Source organism: Pedobacter psychroterrae (assembly GCF_004331695.1).
Taxonomy (GTDB): Bacteria; Bacteroidota; Bacteroidia; order Sphingobacteriales; family Sphingobacteriaceae; genus Pedobacter; species Pedobacter psychroterrae.
In genome coordinates this window covers 1,718,890-1,739,936 of sequence record NZ_SJSL01000001.1, presented here as the reverse complement: position 1 = coordinate 1,739,936, position 21,047 = coordinate 1,718,890, and the positions used below count along the sequence as shown (strand labels likewise).

Here is a 21,047-nt window from a genome sequence, read left to right as displayed (position 1 = left end):
CGGAAATTTAAAAAGGCCGGAATAAATTCCAGTAATGGCCGGAAGAAAAATCTTCCGGCCTTTTTATTGAATATATTTATTACAATATTTGACTATGGATTATCAGGAGAAAATAAGGATAGAACTGGAATTCTGGAAAAGGGACATGATGAAAAAACCTTCCTTATTTGACAGGGCGACCAATACTGTCCAGAATAAGATAAATAGTTATATCCCCGATAAAGTACACAACGCGGTCACAGCAGTCATCAAAACCATGGTGCAAGCCGTCCTTTACGGATCCCGCTATACCACTTCAGCAATGCCTTCGAAAGCGCTCAGTCTAATGCATAGAGAGGCGCTTGTCCGTGAAAAGATAGACAGCTATGCCAAAACGGGAGCGGCCGAAGGCGGGGTAACCGGTGCCGGCGGCTTTTTACTGAGTATGGCCGATTTTCCTGTGTTGGTAGGCATAAAGGTTAAACTGCTATTTGAAATAGCAACCCTGTATGGTTTTGATGTAAATAAATTCCATGAGCGCCTATATATTCTCTACATTTTTCAGCTTGCCTTTTCCAGCACAGCAGGAGCGACAAAAGTATATTTGCACATAGCAGACTGGGAGAAAAAACTAAGCATACTACCAGATAATTCGGAGAATTTTGACTGGAAGACGTTTCAGCAGGAATACCGGGACTATATTGATATAGCTAAACTGGCGCAGCTGATCCCGGTAGTCGGCGCTGCCGTGGGAGCGGTAGCCAATTATCAGTTGCTAAAAAAGCTTGGAAAAACAGCCAAAATGGCTTATAGAATGAGGTTGCTTGCTACTTCAGACTAGTCATTTTCATCAAACATCCCCCCTATCAGGTCATCCGTTTCACGCCTGTCCTTTTTAGTAGGCCTGCCCGTGCCCCGATCCCGTTTTAAACTCGGCGCATGAAATATAGATTTAAAAGCATGCGTTTCTTCTACTGGCGTAAGGTCCTTGTATTTTGTTACCGCAACCTTACTTTCTACCCTGTTGTACAACAGTTCAACTACCTCAATTACTTTCTTTTCTATCCCTTTTGAGACCTGATATACATCGCCTGGTTTTACGATCGCCGATGGCTTCAGATTTTGGCCTTTAAATTTTACCCGTCCTGCCTTACACGCATCTGTAGCCAGACTCCTGGTTTTAAACAACCTGATTGCCCAGAGGTATTTATCTATCCGTAATTTCTCCTGTTCTGTCATAAAAAACAAATATATTCTGATGAAAACATAGTTCAATACATAAAATTGATTTATTTTGTCAAAAAAACAAAAAAGATAACATGATAGCAGAATTAAAAAAGTTAGTAGAAGCCGCTTGGGAAGACAGAACTTTATTAGAATACAATGAGCATTGCGAAGCAATTGAAACTGTAATTATGCAGTTGGACAAGGGTGAACTACGTGTTGCAGAGCCTGTGCTGAATTCATGGGGTATAAATGAATGGATCAAAAAAGCTGTGATCCTTTATTTTCCTATCAGACAAATGAAAATTACTGAAGTGGGCCCTTTTGTTTACCATGACAAAATGAAGCTCAAAACGAATTATAAAGAACTGGGTGTAAGGGTTGTACCTGGTGCAAGTGCGCGTTATGGTGCGTATTTAGCTAAAGGAGTGATCATGATGCCTTCTTATGTCAATATCGGCGCATACGTAGATGAAGGTACTATGGTGGACACCTGGGCCACTGTTGGTTCATGCGCACAAATCGGCAAGCATGTACATTTAAGTGGTGGGGTAGGCATCGGCGGGGTACTTGAACCTATCCAGGCTGCTCCGGTAATCATCGAAGACAACTGCTTTTTAGGTTCCCGCGCCATCGTAGTAGAAGGTGTCAGAGTAGAAAAGGAAGCCGTACTTGGTGCAAACGTAGTATTAACCGCTTCTACAAAGATCATTGACGTGACCGGCCCTACGCCTATCGAATACAAAAGCCTTGTGCCTGCCCGTTCTGTAGTAATACCAGGCAGCTATACCAAGAAATTTCCTGCGGGCGATTATCAGGTGCCTTGTGCGCTGATCATTGGCAAACGCAAGGAATCTACTGATAAAAAGACTTCACTTAATGATGCATTGAGAGAAAACAATGTAGCTGTATAATGTAATGAAGATTGGTTTTGATGGAAAAAGAGCAGCAAATAACTTTACGGGCCTCGGAAATTACAGTCGCTCGTTAATTGCTCAGCTTGCATCCTTCTTCCCTCAAAACCAATATTTAGTTTATACCCAAAAAATAAAGGACCGAGCCCAGGTCACCGAATTCTTAAAAGACAAACGGATCAGGGTCTGCAGACCGGAAAACCCCGGACTGTTATGGCGGACTTCCGGAATAAAAAAACAACTCCTTAACGATAAGATCGACCTGTTTCATGGTTTAAGTCACGAAATCCCTCTTGGTATAGGTAAAACGGGGATAGCCAGTATCGTTACCATTCATGACCTCATCTTTTTAAAGTTTCCTCAGTATTTTAACCCGATCGACCGATTCATCTACCGGATGAAATGCAGGTATGCCTGCAGACATGCGGATAGGATTGTTGCCATCAGCGAATGTACAAAACGCGACATCATCAGTGTTTACAAAATCAATCCAGACAAGATCGACGTTGTTTACCAAAGTTGTGACGACAGCTTCAAAGCTGAGCCAGATCATGCATTCAACGAAACTATCCGCATTAAATATTCTTTGCCTCAGCAGTACATTTTAAACGTAGGCACCATTGAAATCCGGAAAAACCTGTTAACCCTCATTAAGGCATTAAAGGATGTTGACCCTGTCTGCAAACTGGTAGTAGTGGGCAGAAAAACCAGCTATATGGACTTGGTGAATAAAGAGATCGATCGTCTGGACTTACGGGAAAGAGTAGTATTCCTTGAGCATGTTCCATTTAAGGACCTCCCCGCGATCTATCAAATGGCGAAAGTTTTTGCATATCCCTCGCTTTATGAAGGATTTGGTATACCAATTATCGAAGCGCTATATAGCAAAGTTCCCGTCGTTGCGGCAAAAGGGTCCTGCCTGGAAGAAGCAGGTGGAAACAATAGCTTTTATATATCCCCCTTAGAACATGCCGCACTGGCATCGGCAATCAATCAGATCATTGCCAGTCCGGAATTACAAAATAAGATGGCTACGGAAGGCCTGGCCTACGTAAAGAGATTCGGAAATGAGGTCATCGCTAAAGACATGATCCATGTTTACAACACCACGTTATCTGCCAAAAACAATTAAAGATGTTAAAACAAGAAATAGAAAAGGCACTTACCATACTTAAAAACGGAGGTGTCATACTGTACCCTACAGATACGGTATGGGGACTAGGTTGCGATGCGACCAATGAGGCCGCCGTGGCTAAAATCAACAAGATCAAAGGACGGGCCGAAGATAAGAGCTTCATCATTCTTTTGGATACTGACAATAAGCTGCAAAGTTATGTAAATGATGTCCCTGATGTAGCGTATGACCTGATCGAATTCGCAGAAAATCCGCTGACCATTATTTTCTCCAATGCGAAGAATCTGTCCAAAAACGTAATCAATGCTGATGGAAGTGTAGGTATCCGTATTGTAAAACACGATTTCTGTCAGCAATTAATCCACCGGTTCAGGAAGCCGATCACCTCCACTTCCGCAAATATATCAGGTCAACCCGCAGCGGCGACATTTGATGATATCAGCGAGGAAATTAAAGAAGCTGTCGATCTTATCGTGAACTGGGAACAAGATCTTCGCGAGCCTAAAAAACCATCTACCATAATGAAATTAGCCCCCGATGGCCAATTTTCCTTTATTAGAAGGTAAGTTTTAGTACTTTTGCAGTTCAGCAATGGAGAAACATCTACAACATCCTGTTTTCAAGGTTCTTGCCGATACTGCCGCTAAGCATAACATCGAAGCATATGTAATTGGCGGATATGTACGTGATATCTTTCTTCAAAGACCTTCAAAGGATATTGATATAGTGGTATTGGGCAATGGGATTGAATTTGCTGAACTGGTTGCTGCACAACTCAAAACCAAGGTTGCGATTTTTAAGAACTTCGGCACAGCAATGCTGAAATTCCTGGATCTTGAGATAGAATTTGTAGGCGCCAGGAAAGAATCTTACCGTTCAGATTCAAGGAAACCAATTGTCGAAAACGGCACAATAAAAGATGATCAGCTAAGAAGGGATTTTACCATCAATGCGCTGGCGGTCTCGTTGAACAAAGATTCTTTTGGAACACTGGTAGATCCATTCAATGGCATTGAAGACCTTCAAAATAAACTCATAAAAACACCTTTAGGTCCTGAGATTACATTTTCAGACGATCCATTGCGCATGATGCGTGCGATCAGGTTTGCTTCGCAGCTTAATTTTTCAATAGATGAGCAGGCACTAAAAGCCATCAGTCAGCAAAAAGCAAGGATCAGCATAGTGTCAAAAGAGCGAATTACTGATGAATTAAATAAAATAATCTTGTCACCCCTCCCATCACTTGGCTTCAAATACTTATTTGATACAGGCTTATTACACCTCATCTTTCCTCAAATGGCAAATCTATATGGGGTGGAAATCATCAATGGGAAAGGGCATAAAGACAACTTCTACCATACCCTGCAGGTATTGGACAATATATGTACGGCTACTGACGACCTTTGGTTAAGGTGGGCAGCAATTCTCCACGACATTGCCAAACCTGCTACAAAACGTTTTGAGGAAGGTCACGGATGGACATTTCACGGTCATGAAGATAAAGGCGCACGAATGGTGCCTCAGATTTTCACTCAGCTTAAATTACCACTGAACGAGAAAATGAAATATGTACAAAAACTTGTTCAGCTTCACCTCCGCCCTATTGTTCTGGCACAGGAGGTAGTCTCTGATTCAGCAGTCAGGCGCTTGTTATTTGATGCAGGTGAGGACATTGACAGTCTGATGATGCTGTGCAATGCTGACGTAACCACAAAAAATGAGTATAAAGTAAAGAAATATCGGAACAACTTTGAACTGGTAAAACAAAAACTCAAAGATGTAGAAGAGCGTGACAAGATCAGGAACTGGCAGCCACCTATATCAGGTAATGAGATTATGAAAACTTTTGATCTGGGTGCAGGCAAAGAAGTTGGCATCATTAAAAATGCCATCAGAGAAGCTATTTTAGAAGGTGAAATCACGAATAGCTATGATGAAGCGTTACAGTATATGCTCAAAAAGGCAAAAGAACTGGGCCTGTCACCAGCAACAAATTAATACAATTATATAAAGTATATTTTATTTTTTAATTTTATAGCTAGAAAATAAGCTCAAATGGCAATTTATAGATTTAGAATAAGTTTCGAAGATTTCGATGAGGTAGTTAGGGAAATAGATATCAAATCAACCCAAACATTTGAAGATTTACATAAAGCAGTTCATCGGTCTACCGGTTATTCTCCTGAAAAATCTTCTTCTTTTTATGTGAGTACTGATCACTGGATAAAAGGTGATGAAATAGCTTACCTGCCAAATCAGCGAAAAACAGAAAGAGGAGTTGCGCTGATGGAAAATTCAAAACTAAGCAGTTTCATTGAAGACCCGCATCAGAAATTCTATTATATCTACAATTTTGAACGTCCATTCGATTTTCATGTAGAACTGATCAAGATCATACTGGAAACTGATCCAAATATTGAATACCCTTTCCTTGCCAAAAGTACAGGCGAAGCACCTAAGATTATTGATAAAAATAATTTTGGTTCTATTGCCGTTTCATCCAACCCTGTATCTACAGAATTCGATTTCTTAAATGAAATGGATTTTGTACCTGAAGACACGGATGAACTTGAAGCCATGGGCGGAAGAGGAATCAACACCCAGGAAAAGAGCGAAGATACTGAAGATGAATCGGAAGATGGAGCAGATGAATTTTCAGACAACGACAACTACGAAGACGAGGCTTACAAAGAAGAAGACTATTAAGGCCGCTCATGGCATCAACTAAAACACTGGTTGTCCTGGTAGGACCAACAGGAATAGGAAAAACTAACCTGGCCATTTCACTGGCCAGGGAATTTTCCACCGAAATTATCTCGGCAGATTCCAGACAGTTTTTTAAAGAAATGGAAATTGGAACCGCCAAGCCTTCTATGGAGGAACTGGCCGCGGCTCCACATCATTTTATAAATTCCCACAACATCAGTACTTTGTTTAGTACCGGTGATTTCGAACTGGAAGCCATCCAGCTGTTAGCTGAACTTTTTGAAAAACATGACCTGCTCATCATGGCCGGGGGCTCAGGCCTCTACGTAGATGCTGTGTGTAAAGGCATGGATAGCCTTCCGGAAACTGATCTGAACATCCGGGAGCGGCTTAATCAGCAATTTGCCCTGGAGGGAATTGAACCCATCAAAAAGCAATTAAGCATTCATGATCCGGAATACTATGAAAAAGTTGATCAGGCCAATCCTCAGCGCCTGATCAGGGGACTGGAATTCTACCTTTCTACAGGCACCAAACTATCCACTCATTTTACCAACAGCAAAAAGATCAGACCTTTTAACATCATCAAAATCGGGCTCAATATGGACCGTGCTGAATTGTATAGCCGGATAAATCAGCGCGTTGATAAAATGATGGAAGCAGGTTTGCTGGATGAGGTTAAGTCACTGCAGGCCTATAGGAGTTACAATGCGCTCAACACGGTAGGGTATTCAGAACTGTTCACCTATCTGGATGGCAAAACTAACCTTGAAGAAGCTGTTGATCAGATCAAACAGAACACCAGACGGTTTGCAAAGCGTCAGCTGACCTGGTTCAGAAGAGATGAAAGCACAGCATGGTTTGAGCCAAACCAGACAGATGCGATCATCAACTATATCAACCAGCACAAATAAACTTAAGCCTGAGCCGCAGGTCCGCCAAAGTTCATAGGAAATCCAGGAGGCTCTTCCTGAGTCTTGATACGCCCGTTAATCGCCTCATACTTCTCAATATTATCCTGCATTGCAGCCAGTAATCGTTTGGCATGTTCAGGTGTCAGGATAATCCTGGATTTCACCCTGGCCTTAGGCACTCCTGGCATTACCCTTATAAAATCCAGTACAAATTCTGTATTAGAATGCGTTATAATGGCCAAATTTGAAAATATACCTTCTGCAATTTCTTCCGAAAGTTCTATGTTTAGTTGATTGTCGTTGTTTTGTTCTTCCATATCACAAACTTATATAACTGGGTTAGCATTAGTGAATATTTTTTGAAAAAAATCACTGCAGATTTAAAGCATAAAAAAATCCCCTAACCTCGTAAGGACAGGGGATTTCTAATGAAATATTTAAATTAAGCTTCTGCTTCTTCTTGTTTAGAAGCTAATAATTTATCGTATTCTTCCTGAGAACCAACAATGATTCGCTCATATCCACGTACACCTGTACCTGAAGGAATTAAGTGTCCAACAATAACGTTTTCTTTTAATCCAAGCATATTATCACGTTTACCGGCAATTGCCGCCTCGTTCAATACTTTTGTTGTTTCCTGGAATGATGCTGCAGAAATAAACGACTTCGTACCCAATGATGCACGTGTAATACCCTGCAATATTGAACTCGCAGTTGCAGGTCTTGCATCACGAACTTCAATCTGTTTCAAATCTTTACGTTTCAACTGAGAATTTTCATCCCTTAGTTTACGCAGAGAAAGAATCTGACCAGGTTTTACAGTATTTGAATCACCAGCTTCTACAACTACTTTTTTGTCATAGATCTCATCATTTTCAATCATAAAGTCCCAACGGTCCACAGAGTTATTTTCTAAGAAAATAGTATCTCCCGGATCTTCAATATGAACTTTTTGCATCATTTGGTGAACAATTACTTCAAAGTGCTTGTCATTGATCTTCACACCCTGCAAACGGTAAACTTCCTGAATACCATTTACCAGGTACTCCTGAACAGCCGCAGGGCCTTTGATTGCAAGAATATCAGCAGGTGAAATAGATCCGTCTGATAAAGGCATACCCGCTTTCACAAAGTCATTATCCTGAACCAGGATGTGTTTAGACAATGGCACAAGGTATTTTTTAACCTCGCCGTCTTTCGACTCGATGGTCATTTCCCTGTTACCACGTTTCACACCACCCAAAGTTACCACACCATCAATTTCAGTTACTACAGCAGGGTTAGACGGGTTACGTGCCTCGAAAAGCTCAGTAACACGCGGCAAACCACCAGTAATATCTCTTGTCTTACCTGTTGCACGAGGAATCTTAACAAGGATCTGACCAGTTTGAACTGCTTCACCTTCATCGATCGCGATGTGTGCACCAACAGGAATGTTGTAACCTCTGATCAGTTCGCCTTTCTTATCAACGATCCTTACAGAAGGGTTTTTAGTCTTATCACGTGTATCGATAATTACTTTTTCACGGTGACCGGTTTGCTCATCTGATTCTTCACGGAAGGTTACCCCTTCAATAATTGCATCAAATTCGATCTTACCGGCAAACTCTGAAATAATAACCGCATTATATGGATCCCATGAACAAATTCTATCTCCCTTAGTAATCTTAGCTCCATCCTCAACATACAAGAATGAACCATAAGGGATGTTATTGGTCATGATGATCTTACCTGTAACAGGCTCAACGATCTTAAATTCACCTGAACGTCCCAATACAATCTGTGTATCACCTTCTTCAGTTTTTGTATCTACTGTACGGACATTTTCAAATTCAATGATACCATCAAATTTAGCCATAATCTGAGACTCAGCTGCAATGTTAGAGGCAGTACCACCCACGTGGAAAGTACGTAGCGTCAACTGTGTACCCGGCTCACCAATGGACTGTGCAGCAATTACGCCGACAGCTTCACCTCTTTGAACACGTTTACCGGTTGCAAGGTTACGACCATAACAAAGGGCACAAACACCTCTTTGATTTTCACAAGTTAATACCGAACGGATTTCTACACCCTCAAGCGGAGATTCTTCGATCGCTTTTGCGATGTCTTCATCAATATCCTCTCCGGCTCCTACCAGCAAAGCCCCATCCAACGGATTGAATACATCGTGAAGAGAAATACGACCTAACAACCTGTCATATAATGGCTCAACAATATCCTCATTATCTTTCAAAGCAATAGTATACATACCCCTCAGTGTACCGCAATCAGGAGAATTAACGATCATATCCTGGGCCACATCGTGCAAACGACGGGTAAGGTAACCAGCATCAGCTGTTTTCAACGCTGTATCCGCCAAACCTTTACGGGCACCGTGAGTAGAAATAAAGTATTCCAATACAGACAGTCCTTCTTTAAAGTTAGACAAGATCGGATTTTCAATAATCTCACCACCTGACCCTGATTTTTGAGGCTTGGCCATCAATCCCCTCATTCCGCAAAGCTGACGAATCTGCTCTTTAGAACCACGGGCTCCTGAATCAAGCATCATGTAAACAGAGTTAAAGCCCTGGTTATCATTTGATAGCTGATTCATAACAAACGATGTTAACCTGTTATTGATCCTGGTCCAGATATCAATAATTTGGTTATAACGCTCATTGTTGGTAATGAATCCCATATTATAGTTATTCCTTACCTCATCAACTTCAGCAGAAGCTTGTTGTAATAATGTATGCTTTTCAACAGGGATGTTTACATCTTGTAAATTAAATGACAATCCACCTCTGAAAGCCATTTGGAATCCTAATTCTTTGATATCATCAAGGAACCTGGATGCACGGGCCATACCGGTAATCTTTACAACATCACCAATGATATCTCTTAAAGATTTTTTGGTTAGCAACTCATTGATATAACCCACTTCTTCCGGAACCATTTGGTTAAACAGCACACGGCCTACCGTAGTATCAATTAATTTATTAACGATCACTCCATCCTCACCTTTTACATTCGTTTTTACTTTAATGAATGCATGAAGATCTATTTGTTTCTCATTGTAAGCAATGATTACCTCTTCTGGAGAATAGAATATGGAATCCTGCCCCTTTACTACACGTCCTTCGTCAGTTCTGCGGCCTTTAGTAATGTAATAAAGACCCAAAACCATATCCTGAGAAGGTACAGTAATCGGAGTTCCGTTTGCCGGATTCAGAATATTGTGTGCAGCAAGCATTAAAACCTGTGCTTCCAATATTGCAGCGTGGCCCAATGGCAAGTGTACTGCCATCTGGTCACCGTCAAAATCCGCGTTAAATGCAGTACACACCAAAGGGTGCAACTGGATCGCTTTACCTTCCACCAGTTTAGGCTGGAAAGATTGTATACCCAACCTGTGCAGCGTAGGCGCACGATTCAGTAGTACCGGGTGTCCTTTCAAAACATTTTCAAGGATGTCCCAAACAAGCGGATCTTTTCTGTCTACAATTTTCTTAGCAGATTTTACAGTTTTAACGATACCTCTTTCTATCATCTTGCGAATGATAAACGGTTTGAACAGCTCAGCTGCCATATCTTTAGGTAAACCACATTCATGCAATTTAAGGCTTGGGCCTACAACAATTACCGAACGGGCCGAGTAATCAACACGTTTACCTAATAAGTTCTGACGGAAACGACCTTGTTTACCTTTCAAAATATCAGAAAGGGATTTCAAAGCACGGTTACCTTCAGTTTTAACTGCGTTTACTTTACGTGAGTTATCAAATAACGAATCTACAGCTTCCTGAAGCATACGCTTTTCATTACGCAAAATTACTTCCGGAGCTTTAATCTCGATCAAACGTTTCAAACGGTTATTACGGATAATCACACGACGGTACAAGTCATTCAAATCTGAAGTCGCAAAACGACCTCCTTCCAATGGTACCAACGGACGCAATTCTGGTGGAATAACCGGAACGATCTTAATGATCATCCACTCAGGGTTATTCTCAATACGTGTTCTTGAACCACGGAAAGCTTCTACAACCTGCAGACGTTTCAGTGCTTCATTTTTACGTTGCTGCGAGGTTTCATTCGCAGCCTGGTGGCGTAAGTTATATGATAAGGTATCCAGATCAATACGTTTCAGCAAATCCTCTAATGCTTCAGCGCCCATTTTAGCGATGAATTTATTAGGGTCTTTATCATCCAGGTATTGATTCTCTTTAGGCAACTTATCAAGAATGTCTAAATATTCCTCTTCAGTAAGGAAATCCATATACTGGATCCCTTCATCAGACATCAAACCAGACTGAATTACTACATAACGCTCGTAGTAAATGATCAGGTCTAATCTTTTAGTAGGCAAACCTAATAAATAGCCAATTTTGTTGGGCAATGAACGGAAATACCAGATGTGCGCTACAGGAACTACCAAATTGATGTGTCCCATACGCTCTCTGCGTACTTTCTTTTCGGTTACTTCCACACCACAACGGTCACAAACAATACCCTTATAACGGATACGTTTATATTTCCCGCAATGACATTCATAATCCTTTACCGGACCGAAAATACGCTCGCAAAATAAACCATCACGCTCAGGTTTATAAGTACGGTAATTAATCGTCTCAGGTTTCAACACCTCACCGCTGGAGCGCTCTAAAATAGCTTCAGGCGACGCCAAACTAATGGTGATCGAGGTGAAATTGCTTTTTAATTTATTATCCTTTTTGTAAGACATAGCTCTTTTTTTGGTTTAGTCTAACGTAATATCCAAACCTAATCCACGTAATTCATGAACCAGTACATTGAATGATTCTGGTACACCCGGGGTAGGAAGGTTCTCGCCTTTTACAATCGCTTCGTAAGTTTTAGCCCTGCCGATCACATCATCTGACTTAACAGTTAATATTTCCTGCAGAATATTGGCAGCACCAAATGCTTCCAATGCCCAAACCTCCATCTCACCAAAACGCTGACCACCAAACTGGGCTTTACCACCCAATGGCTGCTGTGTAATCAATGAGTATGGTCCGATAGAACGTGCGTGCATTTTATCATCAACCATGTGTCCAAGTTTCAGCATGTAAATAATACCTACTGTAGTCGGCTGGTCAAATTTCTCACCTGTTAAACCGTTATTTAAATAAGTTCTGCCAGAAGCAGGCAAACCAGCCTTAGCGATCCAGCCTTCAACCTCATCATGTTTTGCACCATCAAAGATCGGGGTAGCGAATTTCACTCCCAGCTCTTTACCGGCCCATGCCAATACAGTTTCGTAGATCTGACCAAGGTTCATACGTGATGGTACACCCAATGGGTTCAACACAATATCAACAGGCGTTCCGTCTTCAAGGAATGGCATATCTTCATCACGTACAATACGGGCTACAATACCCTTATTACCGTGACGTCCTGCCATTTTATCCCCAACTTTCAACTTGCGTTTCTTAGCCACATAAACTTTAGCCATCTGAACGATACCTGAAGGCAGCTCATCACCCACACTGATTGCAAACTTATCACGTTTATACGCACCCAGTTCTTCGTTTACACGAATACCATAGTTATGCAATAACAATTTGATCTGATCATTCTTGTCGTCATCAGTAGTCCATTTGTATGGATTGATGTGCGCATATTCCAAATCAGATAAACTTTTCTGTGTAAACTTGGCTCCCTTAGGGAACAACAATTCCTTGTATACGTTATACACACCTTGCGATGTCTTGCCGTTTACAATCTGGAACAATTTGTCCACCAATTCATTTTTCAGGTTCATCACCACCAAATCATATCTCTTGTCTAATTTCTCTATTGCTGATTTTTCTTCAGCTTTAGTAGTTTTTTTAGCTCTCGAGAACAATTTAGTATCAATTACCACACCTTTAATAGAAGGAGGAGTTTTCAAGGAAGCATCTTTTACATCACCCGCTTTATCTCCAAATATCGCACGTAGTAATTTTTCTTCCGGCGAAGGATCAGATTCACCTTTAGGGGTGATCTTTCCGATCAAAATATCGCCTTCTTTCACTTCAGCACCGATACGGATGATACCATTTTCGTCCAGGTCTTTAGTAGCCTCTTCAGAAACGTTAGGAATATCCGGTGTTAATTCCTCTTCTCCACGTTTTGTATCACGTACTTCCAGTTCAAACTCTTCAATATGAAGCGAGGTAAAGATATCTTCACGGACAATACGCTCGTTAATTACGATCGCATCCTCAAAGTTATAACCTTGCCAAGGCATGAAAGCAACTTTTAAGTTTCTTCCCAATGCCAGTTCACCATTTTCAGTAGCATAACCTTCACAAAGCACTTGTCCTTTCACAACTTTCTGGCCTTTTTTAACAATCGGCTTCAAATTGATACAAGTATTCTGGTTGGTTTTCTTGAACTTGATTAATTTATAAGTTTTGCTGTCACCTTCGAAAGAAACCAAACGATCGCCGTCGTTTCTAACATATTTAATAGTGATCTCATTTGCATCAACATATTCCACTACACCATCACCTTCCGCATTGATCAAAGTTCTCGAGTCACGGGCTACGCGACCTTCCAAACCTGTACCAACAATCGGAGCCTCAGGACGCAACAATGGTACGGCCTGACGTTGCATGTTAGATCCCATCAAAGCCCTGTTCGCATCATCATGCTCCAGGAACGGAATCAATGAAGCTGCAATCGAGGTAATCTGATTAGGCGCTACGTCCATTAAATCCAGTTTCTCCGGCTCAATGATCGGGAAGTCACCCTCATAACGTGCTTTTACACGTGGCGTATTGAAATTACCCTTATCATCATATTCAGCATTTGCCTGAGCAATGGTTTTACCATCCTCATCCTCAGCCGACAAATAGATAACCGGCTCGTCCATAGCGACAATACCATTCTCTACCTTTTTATAAGGAGTTTCAATAAAACCTAAGTTGTTGATCTTGGCATGAACACAAAGAGAAGAGATCAAACCAATGTTTGGTCCCTCCGGTGTTTCAATTGTACATAAACGACCGTAGTGTGTATAGTGAACGTCACGAACCTCAAAACCGGCACGCTCACGCGACAGACCACCCGGGCCTAAGGCAGACAAACGACGCTTGTGCGTAATCTCTGCCAGCGGATTAGTCTGGTCCATAAACTGCGATAACTGGTTGGTACCAAAGAACGAATTAATAACCGACGATAAAGTACGGGCATTAATCAGGTCAGTCGGTGTAAATACCTCGTTGTCACGAATGTTCATACGCTCACGTATAGTACGTGCCATACGTGCCAGACCAACACCAAACTGGGCGTATAATTGCTCACCTACAGTACGAACACGACGGTTCGACAAGTGATCAATATCATCCACCTCTTCTTTAGAGTTGATCAGTTTGATCAGGTATTTAACAATTGCAATGATGTCTGCTTTTGTCAATACCTTTACATGATCAGGAGTATCCATTTTCAACTTACGGTTGATACGGTACCTGCCCACATCACCTAAGTCATAACGCTTATCCGAGAAGAACAAACGTTCAATGATACCTCTAGCAGTTTCCTCATCAGGTGGTTCTGCGTTACGCAAAGCACGATAGATGTTTTCAACAGCCTCTTTCTCAGAGTTAGACGTATCCTTTTGTAAAGTATTATATATAATTGTATAATCTGCCTGACTTGCACCGTCATCTTTAGATAAGATAATGGTTTTAACGCCAGCATCAATGATCATATCAATATGGTCGTCTTCTAAAACAGTATCCCTGTCCAGGATCACTTCGTTACGGTCTATAGAAACTACCTCACCGGTATCTTCATCTACAAAATCCTCCACCCATTTTCTTAGTACCCTTGCAGCCAGTTTACGTCCGATATACTTCTTCAAACCAGACTTGCTAACCTTAACCTCATCAGCCAGATCAAACAGTTCAAGAATGTCTTTATCAGAATCATAACCTATTGCACGCAGTAGCGTGGTAACCGGGAATTTTTTCTTGCGATCAATGTATGCATACATGACATTGTTCACGTCAGTTGCAAACTCAATCCAGGACCCTTTAAAAGGAATTACACGGGCAGAGTATAACTTGGTACCATTGGTGTGACGGCTTTGACCGAAGAACACTCCTGGTGACCTGTGCAATTGTGATACAATTACACGCTCAGCACCGTTGATTACAAATGTACCTTTAGGGGTCATATATGGTATGGTCCCTAAATACACATCCTGAATGATGGTTTCAAAATCTTCATGTTCAGCATCATTACAGGAAAGCTTAAGCTTAGCCTTTAATGGAACACTATAAGTTAACCCACGGTCAATACACTCAGGTATATCATAACGCGGTGGGTCAATAAAATAATCAAGGAATTCTAAAACAAAGATGTTTCTTGAATCTGTGATTGGGAAATTTTCAGCAAATACTTTAAACAAACCTTCAGTATGACGGTTGTCAGAAGTAGTTTCTATCTGAAAAAATTCTCTGAATGATTGCAACTGCACATCTAGAAAATCTGGGTAATCTATGATATGCTTACTACGTGCAAAATTTACTCTTTGGTCGACTTTATTTGCCAATGGACTAAAGTTAATTTACTTTAAGAATAAACTATTTGTTTGGTTAGCCGTTAAACAATATCACCAACCAAACAAGATGAAATGTTTATAAACAGGTATAGACTCCGACTAAATAGTCGGAGTCTATGGTTAAAGTTTTATTAAAATTAAGTGACTACTTAACTTCAACTACAGCTCCAGCTTCCTCTAATTGAGTTTTCAAAGCATTAGCTTCGTCTTTAGTAACACCAGATTTCAATTCTTTTGGTGCACCGTCAACTAAGTCTTTAGCTTCTTTCAAACCTAAGCCAGTTAGATCTTTTACCAATTTAACAACTGCTAATTTAGAACCACCAGCTTCTTTCAATATTACATCAAAAGTTGTTTTTTCTTCAGCTACAGGAGCAGCATCACCAGCAGGACCTGCAACAGCAACTGCAGCAGCAGCTGGTTCGATACCATACTCGTCTTTTAAGATTTGAGCCAATTCATTAACTTCTTTAACTGTCAAGTTTACCAATTGCTCAGCAAACGCTTTTAAATCTGCCATTTTTATAGATTTTAAAATTTTTACGTAAAATAATTTATTAATATGAACTTATAAGGTGTTCCTTAACCTTCTCTCTCTTGAAGAGTTTTAACAATTCCTGCAATTTTGTTACCGCCAGACTGTAATGCCGAAATAACATTCTTAGCTGGTGACTGTAATAGACCAATGATGTCTCCAATAAGCTCTTCTCTTGATTTAAGGCTCACTAAAGTATCCAACTGGTTGTCACCAATAAATACTGTCGAATCGATATAAGCTGCTTTAAGCACCGGTTTATCAGCTCCTTTTCCTTTTCTCAAGGATTTGATCAGCTTAGCTGGACCATTACCTACTGTTGAGAATAACAATGCTGATTGACCTTTTAGCGCAACAAAGATCTCTGATGCATCGCCTTCCAATCCTTCAATCGCTTTTCTGATCAAGGTATTTTTAGCAACCTGCATTTCAATCCCGCTTTCGAAACATTTGCGGCGGATGTTGTTCACTTTCTCAACAGATAAGCTTGAAGTGTCAGCAATATAAAAATTGCCAAATTCCTGCATCTTCGCTTGAAGAGCTGAAACTAATTCGTGTTTTTCTTCTCTGTTCATAATTAGATCCCCGCTACTGATTTAGTTTCGATTGCAATTCCAGGACTCATAGTAGAAGACACGTGAATGCTCTTAAAATAAGTTCCTTTTGCAGCAGATGGTTTTAGCTTAGAAATTACCTGAAGTACTTCCAATGCATTTTCATATATTTTCTCTGCCGGGAATGATACCTTCCCTACTGAAGCGTGTATAATACCACTTTTGTCAACTTTAAAATCGATCTTCCCGCCTTTAACATCAGTAACCGCTTTACCAACTTCGTTGGTTACAGTTCCTGATTTAGGATTTGGCATTAGGTTACGTGGGCCCAAAACGCGGCCTAGTTTACCTACTTTTGCCATACAGGCAGGAGTTGTGATAATAATGTCAACATCAGTCCATCCACCTTCAATTTTCGACACATATTCGTCTAAACCTACAAAATCTGCTCCAGCTGCTTTAGCCTCTTCTTCCTTATCAGGGGTACAAAGAACTAATACACGTACAGTTTTACCTGTACCGTGTGGTAAAGTTGCTATACCACGTACCATTTGATTGGCTTTACGCGGATCTACACCTAAACTAACATCGATATCAACCGATGCATCAAATTTAGTAGTAGTAATCTCTTTTACCAAAGCAGCCGCATCCTTTAAAGAATACGATTTACCAGATTCTAGTTTAGCATGTGCCTTTTTTTGATTTTTTGTTAATTTAGCCACTGTTGTAAACTGTTTTTTGTTAATTAATTTGTCCAGGGTGCATCACCGCTAACGGTAATTCCCATACTGCGTGCTGTACCGGCAACCATACTCATTGCCGATTCGATAGTGAATGCATTTAAATCAGTCATTTTATCTTCAGCAATTGACTTAACCTGATCCCAAGTCACCGAACCAACTTTCTTACGGTTGGGCTCAGCAGAACCACTCGTTAATTTAGTCGCATCCTTTAACTGGATTGCCACCGGAGGGGTTTTGATGATAAATTCGAAAGACTTGTCAGCATAAACAGTAATTACAACTGGTAATACTTTACCGGGCTTATCTTGGGTACGAGCATTGAATTGCTTGCAAAACTCCATAATGTTCACCCCTTTAGCACCTAACGCAGGCCCTACCGGTGGTGATGGATTTGCAGCTCCACCCTTGATCTGTAATTTAACAAGTGCACTGACTTCTTTTGCCATTTTCTGTTTTTGTTAATTTGTAATACTCAATGTTAAAATGTTGGAAGCATGTAACATTTAAGGTCTTTATTCTTTCTCTACCTGCATATAGTTAAGCTCCAATGGAGTTTTTCTTCCGAAAATCTTAACCATAACTTTTAATTTTTTCTTTTCTTCATTAACCTCTTCGATAACGCCGGTAAATCCATTAAACGGACCATCCATCACTTTAACGTTCTCGCCTACATAGTAAGCAACATTCATGGTTTCGCTCTGTTGGCTCATCTCATCAACCTTGCCTAAAATACGGTTAACCTCTGCCTGACGCATCGGTACGGGATTTCCACCCTTATCTCCTAAAAAGCCAATCACACTATTAACATTCTTAATAATGTGTTCTAACTCTCCGTCTAAAATCGCTTCAATCAAAACATAGCCAGGATAAAAATTGCGTTCCTTAGCAATCTTTTTCCCGTCTTTCATCTGATAGTATTTCTCCATCGGAATCAATACCTGAGGCACTAAATGTGAAAATCCTAACCGGCTAATTTCAGAATCGATATACTGTTTTACTTTCTTCTCTTTCCCACTAACAGCCCTAACCACATACCATTTCAACTGATCGTTCATTTAAGCTATATTAATTAGAAAGTGATTGATAAAAAGCATCTAAAACAAATGTAGAACCCTTATCCATTGCAAAAATAACCAACGCAATGATTAGTGAAGCTACTAAAACCAGCATCGCAGAATTTTGTAAATCACCCCATGTAGGCCAGGTAACCTTCTGGGTCATTTCTTCATACGATTCCTTAATAAATTGAACTACTTTAGCCATAATTAATTTTTTGCACGGGAACAAGGATTCGAACCCTGATCAAAGGTTTTGGAGACCTCTATTCTACCATTGAACTATTCCCGTGTATACTTTATGCTCTTAAAGAGCCAAACTTATTCCCTAACAGAGAATACCGATTTCTTTTAGAAAACAAAGTACTCAAGCTATCAAAGCCCAAGTACTTTGTTTCTTATTTCAATCTATCTTTAAGCTAAGCCTAAAGAAACTATTTCAATATTTCAGTTACCTGACCAGCACCTACAGTTCTACCACCCTCACGGATAGCGAAACGAAGACCTTTTTCCATTGCGATTGCGTTGATCAATTTAACAGTGATCGTAACGTTATCACCTGGCATAACCATTTCAGTTCCTTCAGCCAGTGAAATCTCACCAGTAACGTCTGTAGTACGGAAATAGAATTGAGGACGGTATTTGTTAAAGAATGGAGTGTGACGTCCACCTTCTGCTTTTGACAATACATAGATCTCAGCTTTGAAATCAGTGTGAGGATTTACCGAACCTGGTTTACAGATAACCATACCACGACGGATATCAGTTTTCTCAATACCACGTAACAATAGACCTACGTTATCTCCTGCTTCACCATAATCAAGGATCTTACGGAACATCTCAACACCTGTTACAGTTGATTTAAGATTTTCAGCACCCATACCCAGGATCTCAACAGGATCACCAGAGTTGATTACACCACGCTCAATACGACCAGTTGCAACAGTACCACGACCAGTGATCGAGAATACATCTTCAACAGGCATCAAGAATGGAAGCTCAGTCAAACGTGGAGGAATTGGAATATAGCTATCTACAGCTTCCATTAGCTCAAGAATTTTACCAACCCATTTCGGATCTCCGTTCAAGCCACCAAGAGCTGAACCTTGAATAACAGGGATATCATCACCAGGGAATTCATAGAAAGATAATAGTTCACGAATTTCCATTTCTACCAATTCAAGTAGTTCAGGATCATCAACCATATCCACTTTATTCATGAATACTACTAATGTTGGAACACCTACCTGGCGAGCCAATAGAATGTGCTCACGTGTTTGTGGCATCGGACCATCTGTAGCAGCTACAACGATGATAGCTCCATCCATTTGCGCAGCACCAGTAACCATGTTCTTCACATAATCCGCGTGACCAGGACAGTCAACGTGTGCATAGTGACGGTTAGCAGTTGAATACTCAACGTGTGCTGTGTTAATAGTGATACCTCTTTCCTTTTCTTCAGGAGCCGAGTCAATCGAATCAAATGAACGCGCCTCAGAGAAACCAGCATCAGCTAACACCTTAGTGATTGCTGCTGTTAAGGTTGTTTTACCGTGGTCAACGTGACCGATTGTGCCGATGTTTAAGTGCGGCTTGCTGCGGTCAAACTTTTCTTTTGCCATGTTTTTATACTTATTAGTAGGTTAACTTTTTATTTTATTTATTGTTTTGATACAATTCAATACAAAAAACCTTGTTCTCCCTGCTTTTAGACAGATTTAACAAAGTATCCTTTATTCTTTTTGAGCCAAAGATGGGACTTGAACCCACGACCTCTTCCTTACCAAGGAAGTGCTCTACCGCTGAGCTACTTCGGCTATTAATCTCAGCTTGCAATCTTTAATCCAATGCTGCAATGCAGTATCGAATGATTTTTTCAAATCCTGCCGACTGCCCACCTTTTTCCATTTTTGAGCGGAAGACGAGGTTCGAACTCGCGACCTATAGCTTGGAAGGCTATCGCTCTACCAACTGAGCTACTTCCGCTTCTTTAATTGTGGGGGGAGAAGGATTCGAACCTTCGAAGTCTTGCGACAACAGAGTTACAGTCTGTCCCATTTGGCCACTCTGGTATCCCCCCAAAAAAAAGAGCCTCCTATCGGGATCGAACCAATGACCTACTGATTACAAGTCAGTTGCTCTACCAGCTGAGCTAAGGAGGCTTATATCACAAATCACTTCAATTGAAGCAACAAATTCTATAATATTAATCTTTCACAGAACATCCCACTTCTTTACCGGGCCAACGCCCTCTCTGAAATGGAATGCAAATCTACAAGAATTTAAGTACTACACAAAATTATTTTCAAAAAAAAATTGGCGGAAGTATTGCCGCCAATTTTTTATCAAAAACCTAGAAAATATCTGCTTAATAATCAGACACTTCATCAGCATTTAAAATTGCTTTGTGTTCACTAAGCTTTACTCTTGTCTTATCTTTATGTTTCGTAATTTGCTTTCTTAAGGATTCTATCGCCAAATCTGTAGCCTCTTCAAATGATTTGCACTGCTCTTTTGCAAACAATGTTCCACCTGGAACGATCAGTTTAATCTCACTGATCTTATTGGCTTCATCATCTACATTCTCCAATTTTAAATAAACTACCCCACTGATGATCTGGTCAAAAAACTGATCTAACTTATCTACTTTCTTCTGGACGAAATCTAACAACTTCTTGTCTGCATTGAAATGGATCGATTGAACTGTAATTTTCATATTTACCTCCTCTTT

At 40.6% G+C, this 21,047-nt stretch carries 19 protein-coding genes and 5 tRNA genes; 7 read left to right on the top strand and 17 right to left on the bottom strand.

Features of this window, described 5'->3' with window-relative positions; translation table 11 throughout:
• Positions 1-94: 94 nt before the first annotated feature.
• On the top strand, positions 95-820 hold the full coding sequence (locus tag EZ437_RS07715; protein WP_131594807.1) for an EcsC family protein: 726 nt from the start codon (positions 95-97) through the stop codon (positions 818-820).
• Here the strand turns inward: EZ437_RS07715 and EZ437_RS07710 are convergent.
• Complete coding sequence (locus tag EZ437_RS07710) at positions 817-1,218, bottom strand: RNA-binding S4 domain-containing protein (RefSeq protein ID WP_131594805.1); 402 nt, start codon at positions 1,216-1,218, stop codon at positions 817-819. The two genes, EZ437_RS07715 and EZ437_RS07710, sit on opposite strands and share 4 nt — an antisense overlap.
• 80 nt (positions 1,219-1,298) lie before the next feature.
• Between EZ437_RS07710 and EZ437_RS07705 the strand changes: the two genes are divergently transcribed.
• From EZ437_RS07705 to miaA, 6 genes are read left to right on the top strand one after another with little or no spacing between them, the layout of a single operon-like run.
• Entirely contained in the window at positions 1,299-2,117 is an 819-nt protein-coding gene (locus EZ437_RS07705) for a 2,3,4,5-tetrahydropyridine-2,6-dicarboxylate N-succinyltransferase (RefSeq protein WP_131594803.1), read from the top strand.
• Positions 2,118-2,121: 4 nt separating this feature from the next.
• On the top strand, positions 2,122-3,249 hold the full coding sequence (locus EZ437_RS07700) for a glycosyltransferase family 4 protein (RefSeq protein WP_131594801.1): 1,128 nt from the start codon (positions 2,122-2,124) through the stop codon (positions 3,247-3,249).
• Positions 3,250-3,251: 2 nt separating this feature from the next.
• Positions 3,252-3,818, top strand: a complete 567-nt coding sequence (locus EZ437_RS07695; RefSeq protein ID WP_131594799.1) for an L-threonylcarbamoyladenylate synthase — start codon at positions 3,252-3,254, stop codon at positions 3,816-3,818.
• 25 nt (positions 3,819-3,843) lie between these two features.
• Entirely contained in the window at positions 3,844-5,250 is a 1,407-nt protein-coding gene (locus EZ437_RS07690; RefSeq protein WP_131594797.1) for a CCA tRNA nucleotidyltransferase, read from the top strand.
• A gap of 57 nt (positions 5,251-5,307) precedes the next feature.
• Positions 5,308-5,958, top strand: a complete 651-nt coding sequence (locus tag EZ437_RS07685) for an IS1096 element passenger TnpR family protein (protein WP_131594795.1) — start codon at positions 5,308-5,310, stop codon at positions 5,956-5,958.
• 8 nt (positions 5,959-5,966) lie between these two features.
• A complete protein-coding gene (gene miaA / locus EZ437_RS07680) occupies positions 5,967-6,872 on the top strand; it encodes a tRNA (adenosine(37)-N6)-dimethylallyltransferase MiaA (RefSeq protein ID WP_131594793.1) in 906 nt (301 codons plus the stop codon).
• A 2-nt stretch (positions 6,873-6,874) separates the two neighbouring features.
• Here miaA and EZ437_RS07675 read toward each other — a convergent pair whose 3' ends face one another.
• From EZ437_RS07675 to hpf, 16 genes are all read right to left on the bottom strand, one after another.
• Positions 6,875-7,189, bottom strand: coding sequence for a DUF3467 domain-containing protein (locus tag EZ437_RS07675; RefSeq protein WP_131594791.1), 315 nt, complete (start codon positions 7,187-7,189; stop codon positions 6,875-6,877).
• A 125-nt stretch (positions 7,190-7,314) separates the two neighbouring features.
• Positions 7,315-11,601 (bottom strand): DNA-directed RNA polymerase subunit beta', encoded by a 4,287-nt coding sequence (gene rpoC, locus EZ437_RS07670; RefSeq protein ID WP_131594789.1) that lies wholly within the window; start codon positions 11,599-11,601, stop codon positions 7,315-7,317.
• Positions 11,602-11,616: 15 nt separating this feature from the next.
• Positions 11,617-15,420: a DNA-directed RNA polymerase subunit beta gene (rpoB, locus tag EZ437_RS07665; protein ID WP_131594787.1), complete on the bottom strand. Its 3,804-nt coding sequence runs from the start codon at positions 15,418-15,420 to the stop codon at positions 11,617-11,619.
• A gap of 154 nt (positions 15,421-15,574) precedes the next feature.
• Entirely contained in the window at positions 15,575-15,949 is a 375-nt protein-coding gene (gene rplL, locus EZ437_RS07660; protein ID WP_131594785.1) for a 50S ribosomal protein L7/L12, read from the bottom strand.
• Positions 15,950-16,011: 62 nt separating this feature from the next.
• Complete coding sequence (gene rplJ, locus EZ437_RS07655; protein WP_131594783.1) at positions 16,012-16,539, bottom strand: 50S ribosomal protein L10; 528 nt, start codon at positions 16,537-16,539, stop codon at positions 16,012-16,014.
• A 2-nt stretch (positions 16,540-16,541) separates the two neighbouring features.
• Positions 16,542-17,240 carry a 50S ribosomal protein L1 gene (rplA, locus tag EZ437_RS07650; protein WP_131594781.1) on the bottom strand — a complete coding sequence of 233 codons (699 nt, stop codon included), beginning with the start codon at positions 17,238-17,240 and terminating at the stop codon, positions 16,542-16,544.
• A 23-nt stretch (positions 17,241-17,263) separates the two neighbouring features.
• Positions 17,264-17,707 (bottom strand): 50S ribosomal protein L11, encoded by a 444-nt coding sequence (rplK, locus tag EZ437_RS07645; RefSeq protein WP_073232496.1) that lies wholly within the window; start codon positions 17,705-17,707, stop codon positions 17,264-17,266.
• Between the two features lie 66 nt (positions 17,708-17,773).
• Positions 17,774-18,316 (bottom strand): transcription termination/antitermination protein NusG, encoded by a 543-nt coding sequence (gene nusG, locus EZ437_RS07640; RefSeq protein WP_131594779.1) that lies wholly within the window; start codon positions 18,314-18,316, stop codon positions 17,774-17,776.
• A 10-nt stretch (positions 18,317-18,326) separates the two neighbouring features.
• Complete coding sequence (gene secE, locus EZ437_RS07635) at positions 18,327-18,524, bottom strand: preprotein translocase subunit SecE (RefSeq protein ID WP_131594777.1); 198 nt, start codon at positions 18,522-18,524, stop codon at positions 18,327-18,329.
• A 13-nt stretch (positions 18,525-18,537) separates the two neighbouring features.
• Positions 18,538-18,608, bottom strand: a tRNA-Trp gene (locus EZ437_RS07630).
• Positions 18,609-18,750: 142 nt separating this feature from the next.
• A complete protein-coding gene (tuf, locus tag EZ437_RS07625) occupies positions 18,751-19,938 on the bottom strand; it encodes an elongation factor Tu (protein ID WP_131594775.1) in 1,188 nt (395 codons plus the stop codon).
• A gap of 123 nt (positions 19,939-20,061) precedes the next feature.
• Positions 20,062-20,133 (bottom strand) — tRNA-Thr (locus tag EZ437_RS07620).
• A 96-nt stretch (positions 20,134-20,229) separates the two neighbouring features.
• Positions 20,230-20,302, bottom strand: a tRNA-Gly gene (locus tag EZ437_RS07615).
• An 11-nt stretch (positions 20,303-20,313) separates the two neighbouring features.
• Positions 20,314-20,396, bottom strand: a tRNA-Tyr gene (locus tag EZ437_RS07610).
• Between the two features lie 9 nt (positions 20,397-20,405).
• Positions 20,406-20,478: transfer RNA gene (locus tag EZ437_RS07605), tRNA-Thr, on the bottom strand.
• 206 nt (positions 20,479-20,684) lie between these two features.
• Complete coding sequence (hpf, locus tag EZ437_RS07600; protein ID WP_131594773.1) at positions 20,685-21,032, bottom strand: ribosome hibernation-promoting factor, HPF/YfiA family; 348 nt, start codon at positions 21,030-21,032, stop codon at positions 20,685-20,687.
• Between the last annotated feature and the right edge of the window lie 15 nt (positions 21,033-21,047).

Excerpts from the sequence above, each read along its gene's own strand:
- EZ437_RS07715 (WP_131594807.1), top strand. The coding sequence starts at position 95 with ATGGATTATCAGGAGAAAATAAGGATAGAACTGGAATTCTGGAAAAGG.
- EZ437_RS07710 (WP_131594805.1), bottom strand. The coding sequence starts at position 1,218 with ATGACAGAACAGGAGAAATTACGGATAGATAAATACCTCTGGGCAATC.
- EZ437_RS07705 (WP_131594803.1), top strand. The coding sequence starts at position 1,299 with ATGATAGCAGAATTAAAAAAGTTAGTAGAAGCCGCTTGGGAAGACAGA.
- EZ437_RS07700 (WP_131594801.1), top strand. The coding sequence starts at position 2,122 with ATGAAGATTGGTTTTGATGGAAAAAGAGCAGCAAATAACTTTACGGGC.
- EZ437_RS07695 (WP_131594799.1), top strand. The coding sequence starts at position 3,252 with ATGTTAAAACAAGAAATAGAAAAGGCACTTACCATACTTAAAAACGGA.
- EZ437_RS07690 (WP_131594797.1), top strand. The coding sequence starts at position 3,844 with ATGGAGAAACATCTACAACATCCTGTTTTCAAGGTTCTTGCCGATACT.
- EZ437_RS07685 (WP_131594795.1), top strand. The coding sequence starts at position 5,308 with ATGGCAATTTATAGATTTAGAATAAGTTTCGAAGATTTCGATGAGGTA.
- miaA (WP_131594793.1), top strand. The coding sequence starts at position 5,967 with ATGGCATCAACTAAAACACTGGTTGTCCTGGTAGGACCAACAGGAATA.
- EZ437_RS07675 (WP_131594791.1), bottom strand. The coding sequence starts at position 7,189 with ATGGAAGAACAAAACAACGACAATCAACTAAACATAGAACTTTCGGAA.
- rpoC (WP_131594789.1), bottom strand. The coding sequence starts at position 11,601 with ATGTCTTACAAAAAGGATAATAAATTAAAAAGCAATTTCACCTCGATC.
- rplL (WP_131594785.1), bottom strand. The coding sequence starts at position 15,949 with ATGGCAGATTTAAAAGCGTTTGCTGAGCAATTGGTAAACTTGACAGTT.
- rplJ (WP_131594783.1), bottom strand. The coding sequence starts at position 16,539 with ATGAACAGAGAAGAAAAACACGAATTAGTTTCAGCTCTTCAAGCGAAG.
- rplK (WP_073232496.1), bottom strand. The coding sequence starts at position 17,707 with ATGGCAAAAGAAGTCAGTGCACTTGTTAAATTACAGATCAAGGGTGGA.
- nusG (WP_131594779.1), bottom strand. The coding sequence starts at position 18,316 with ATGAACGATCAGTTGAAATGGTATGTGGTTAGGGCTGTTAGTGGGAAA.
- secE (WP_131594777.1), bottom strand. The coding sequence starts at position 18,524 with ATGGCTAAAGTAGTTCAATTTATTAAGGAATCGTATGAAGAAATGACC.
- tuf (WP_131594775.1), bottom strand. The coding sequence starts at position 19,938 with ATGGCAAAAGAAAAGTTTGACCGCAGCAAGCCGCACTTAAACATCGGC.
- hpf (WP_131594773.1), bottom strand. The coding sequence starts at position 21,032 with ATGAAAATTACAGTTCAATCGATCCATTTCAATGCAGACAAGAAGTTG.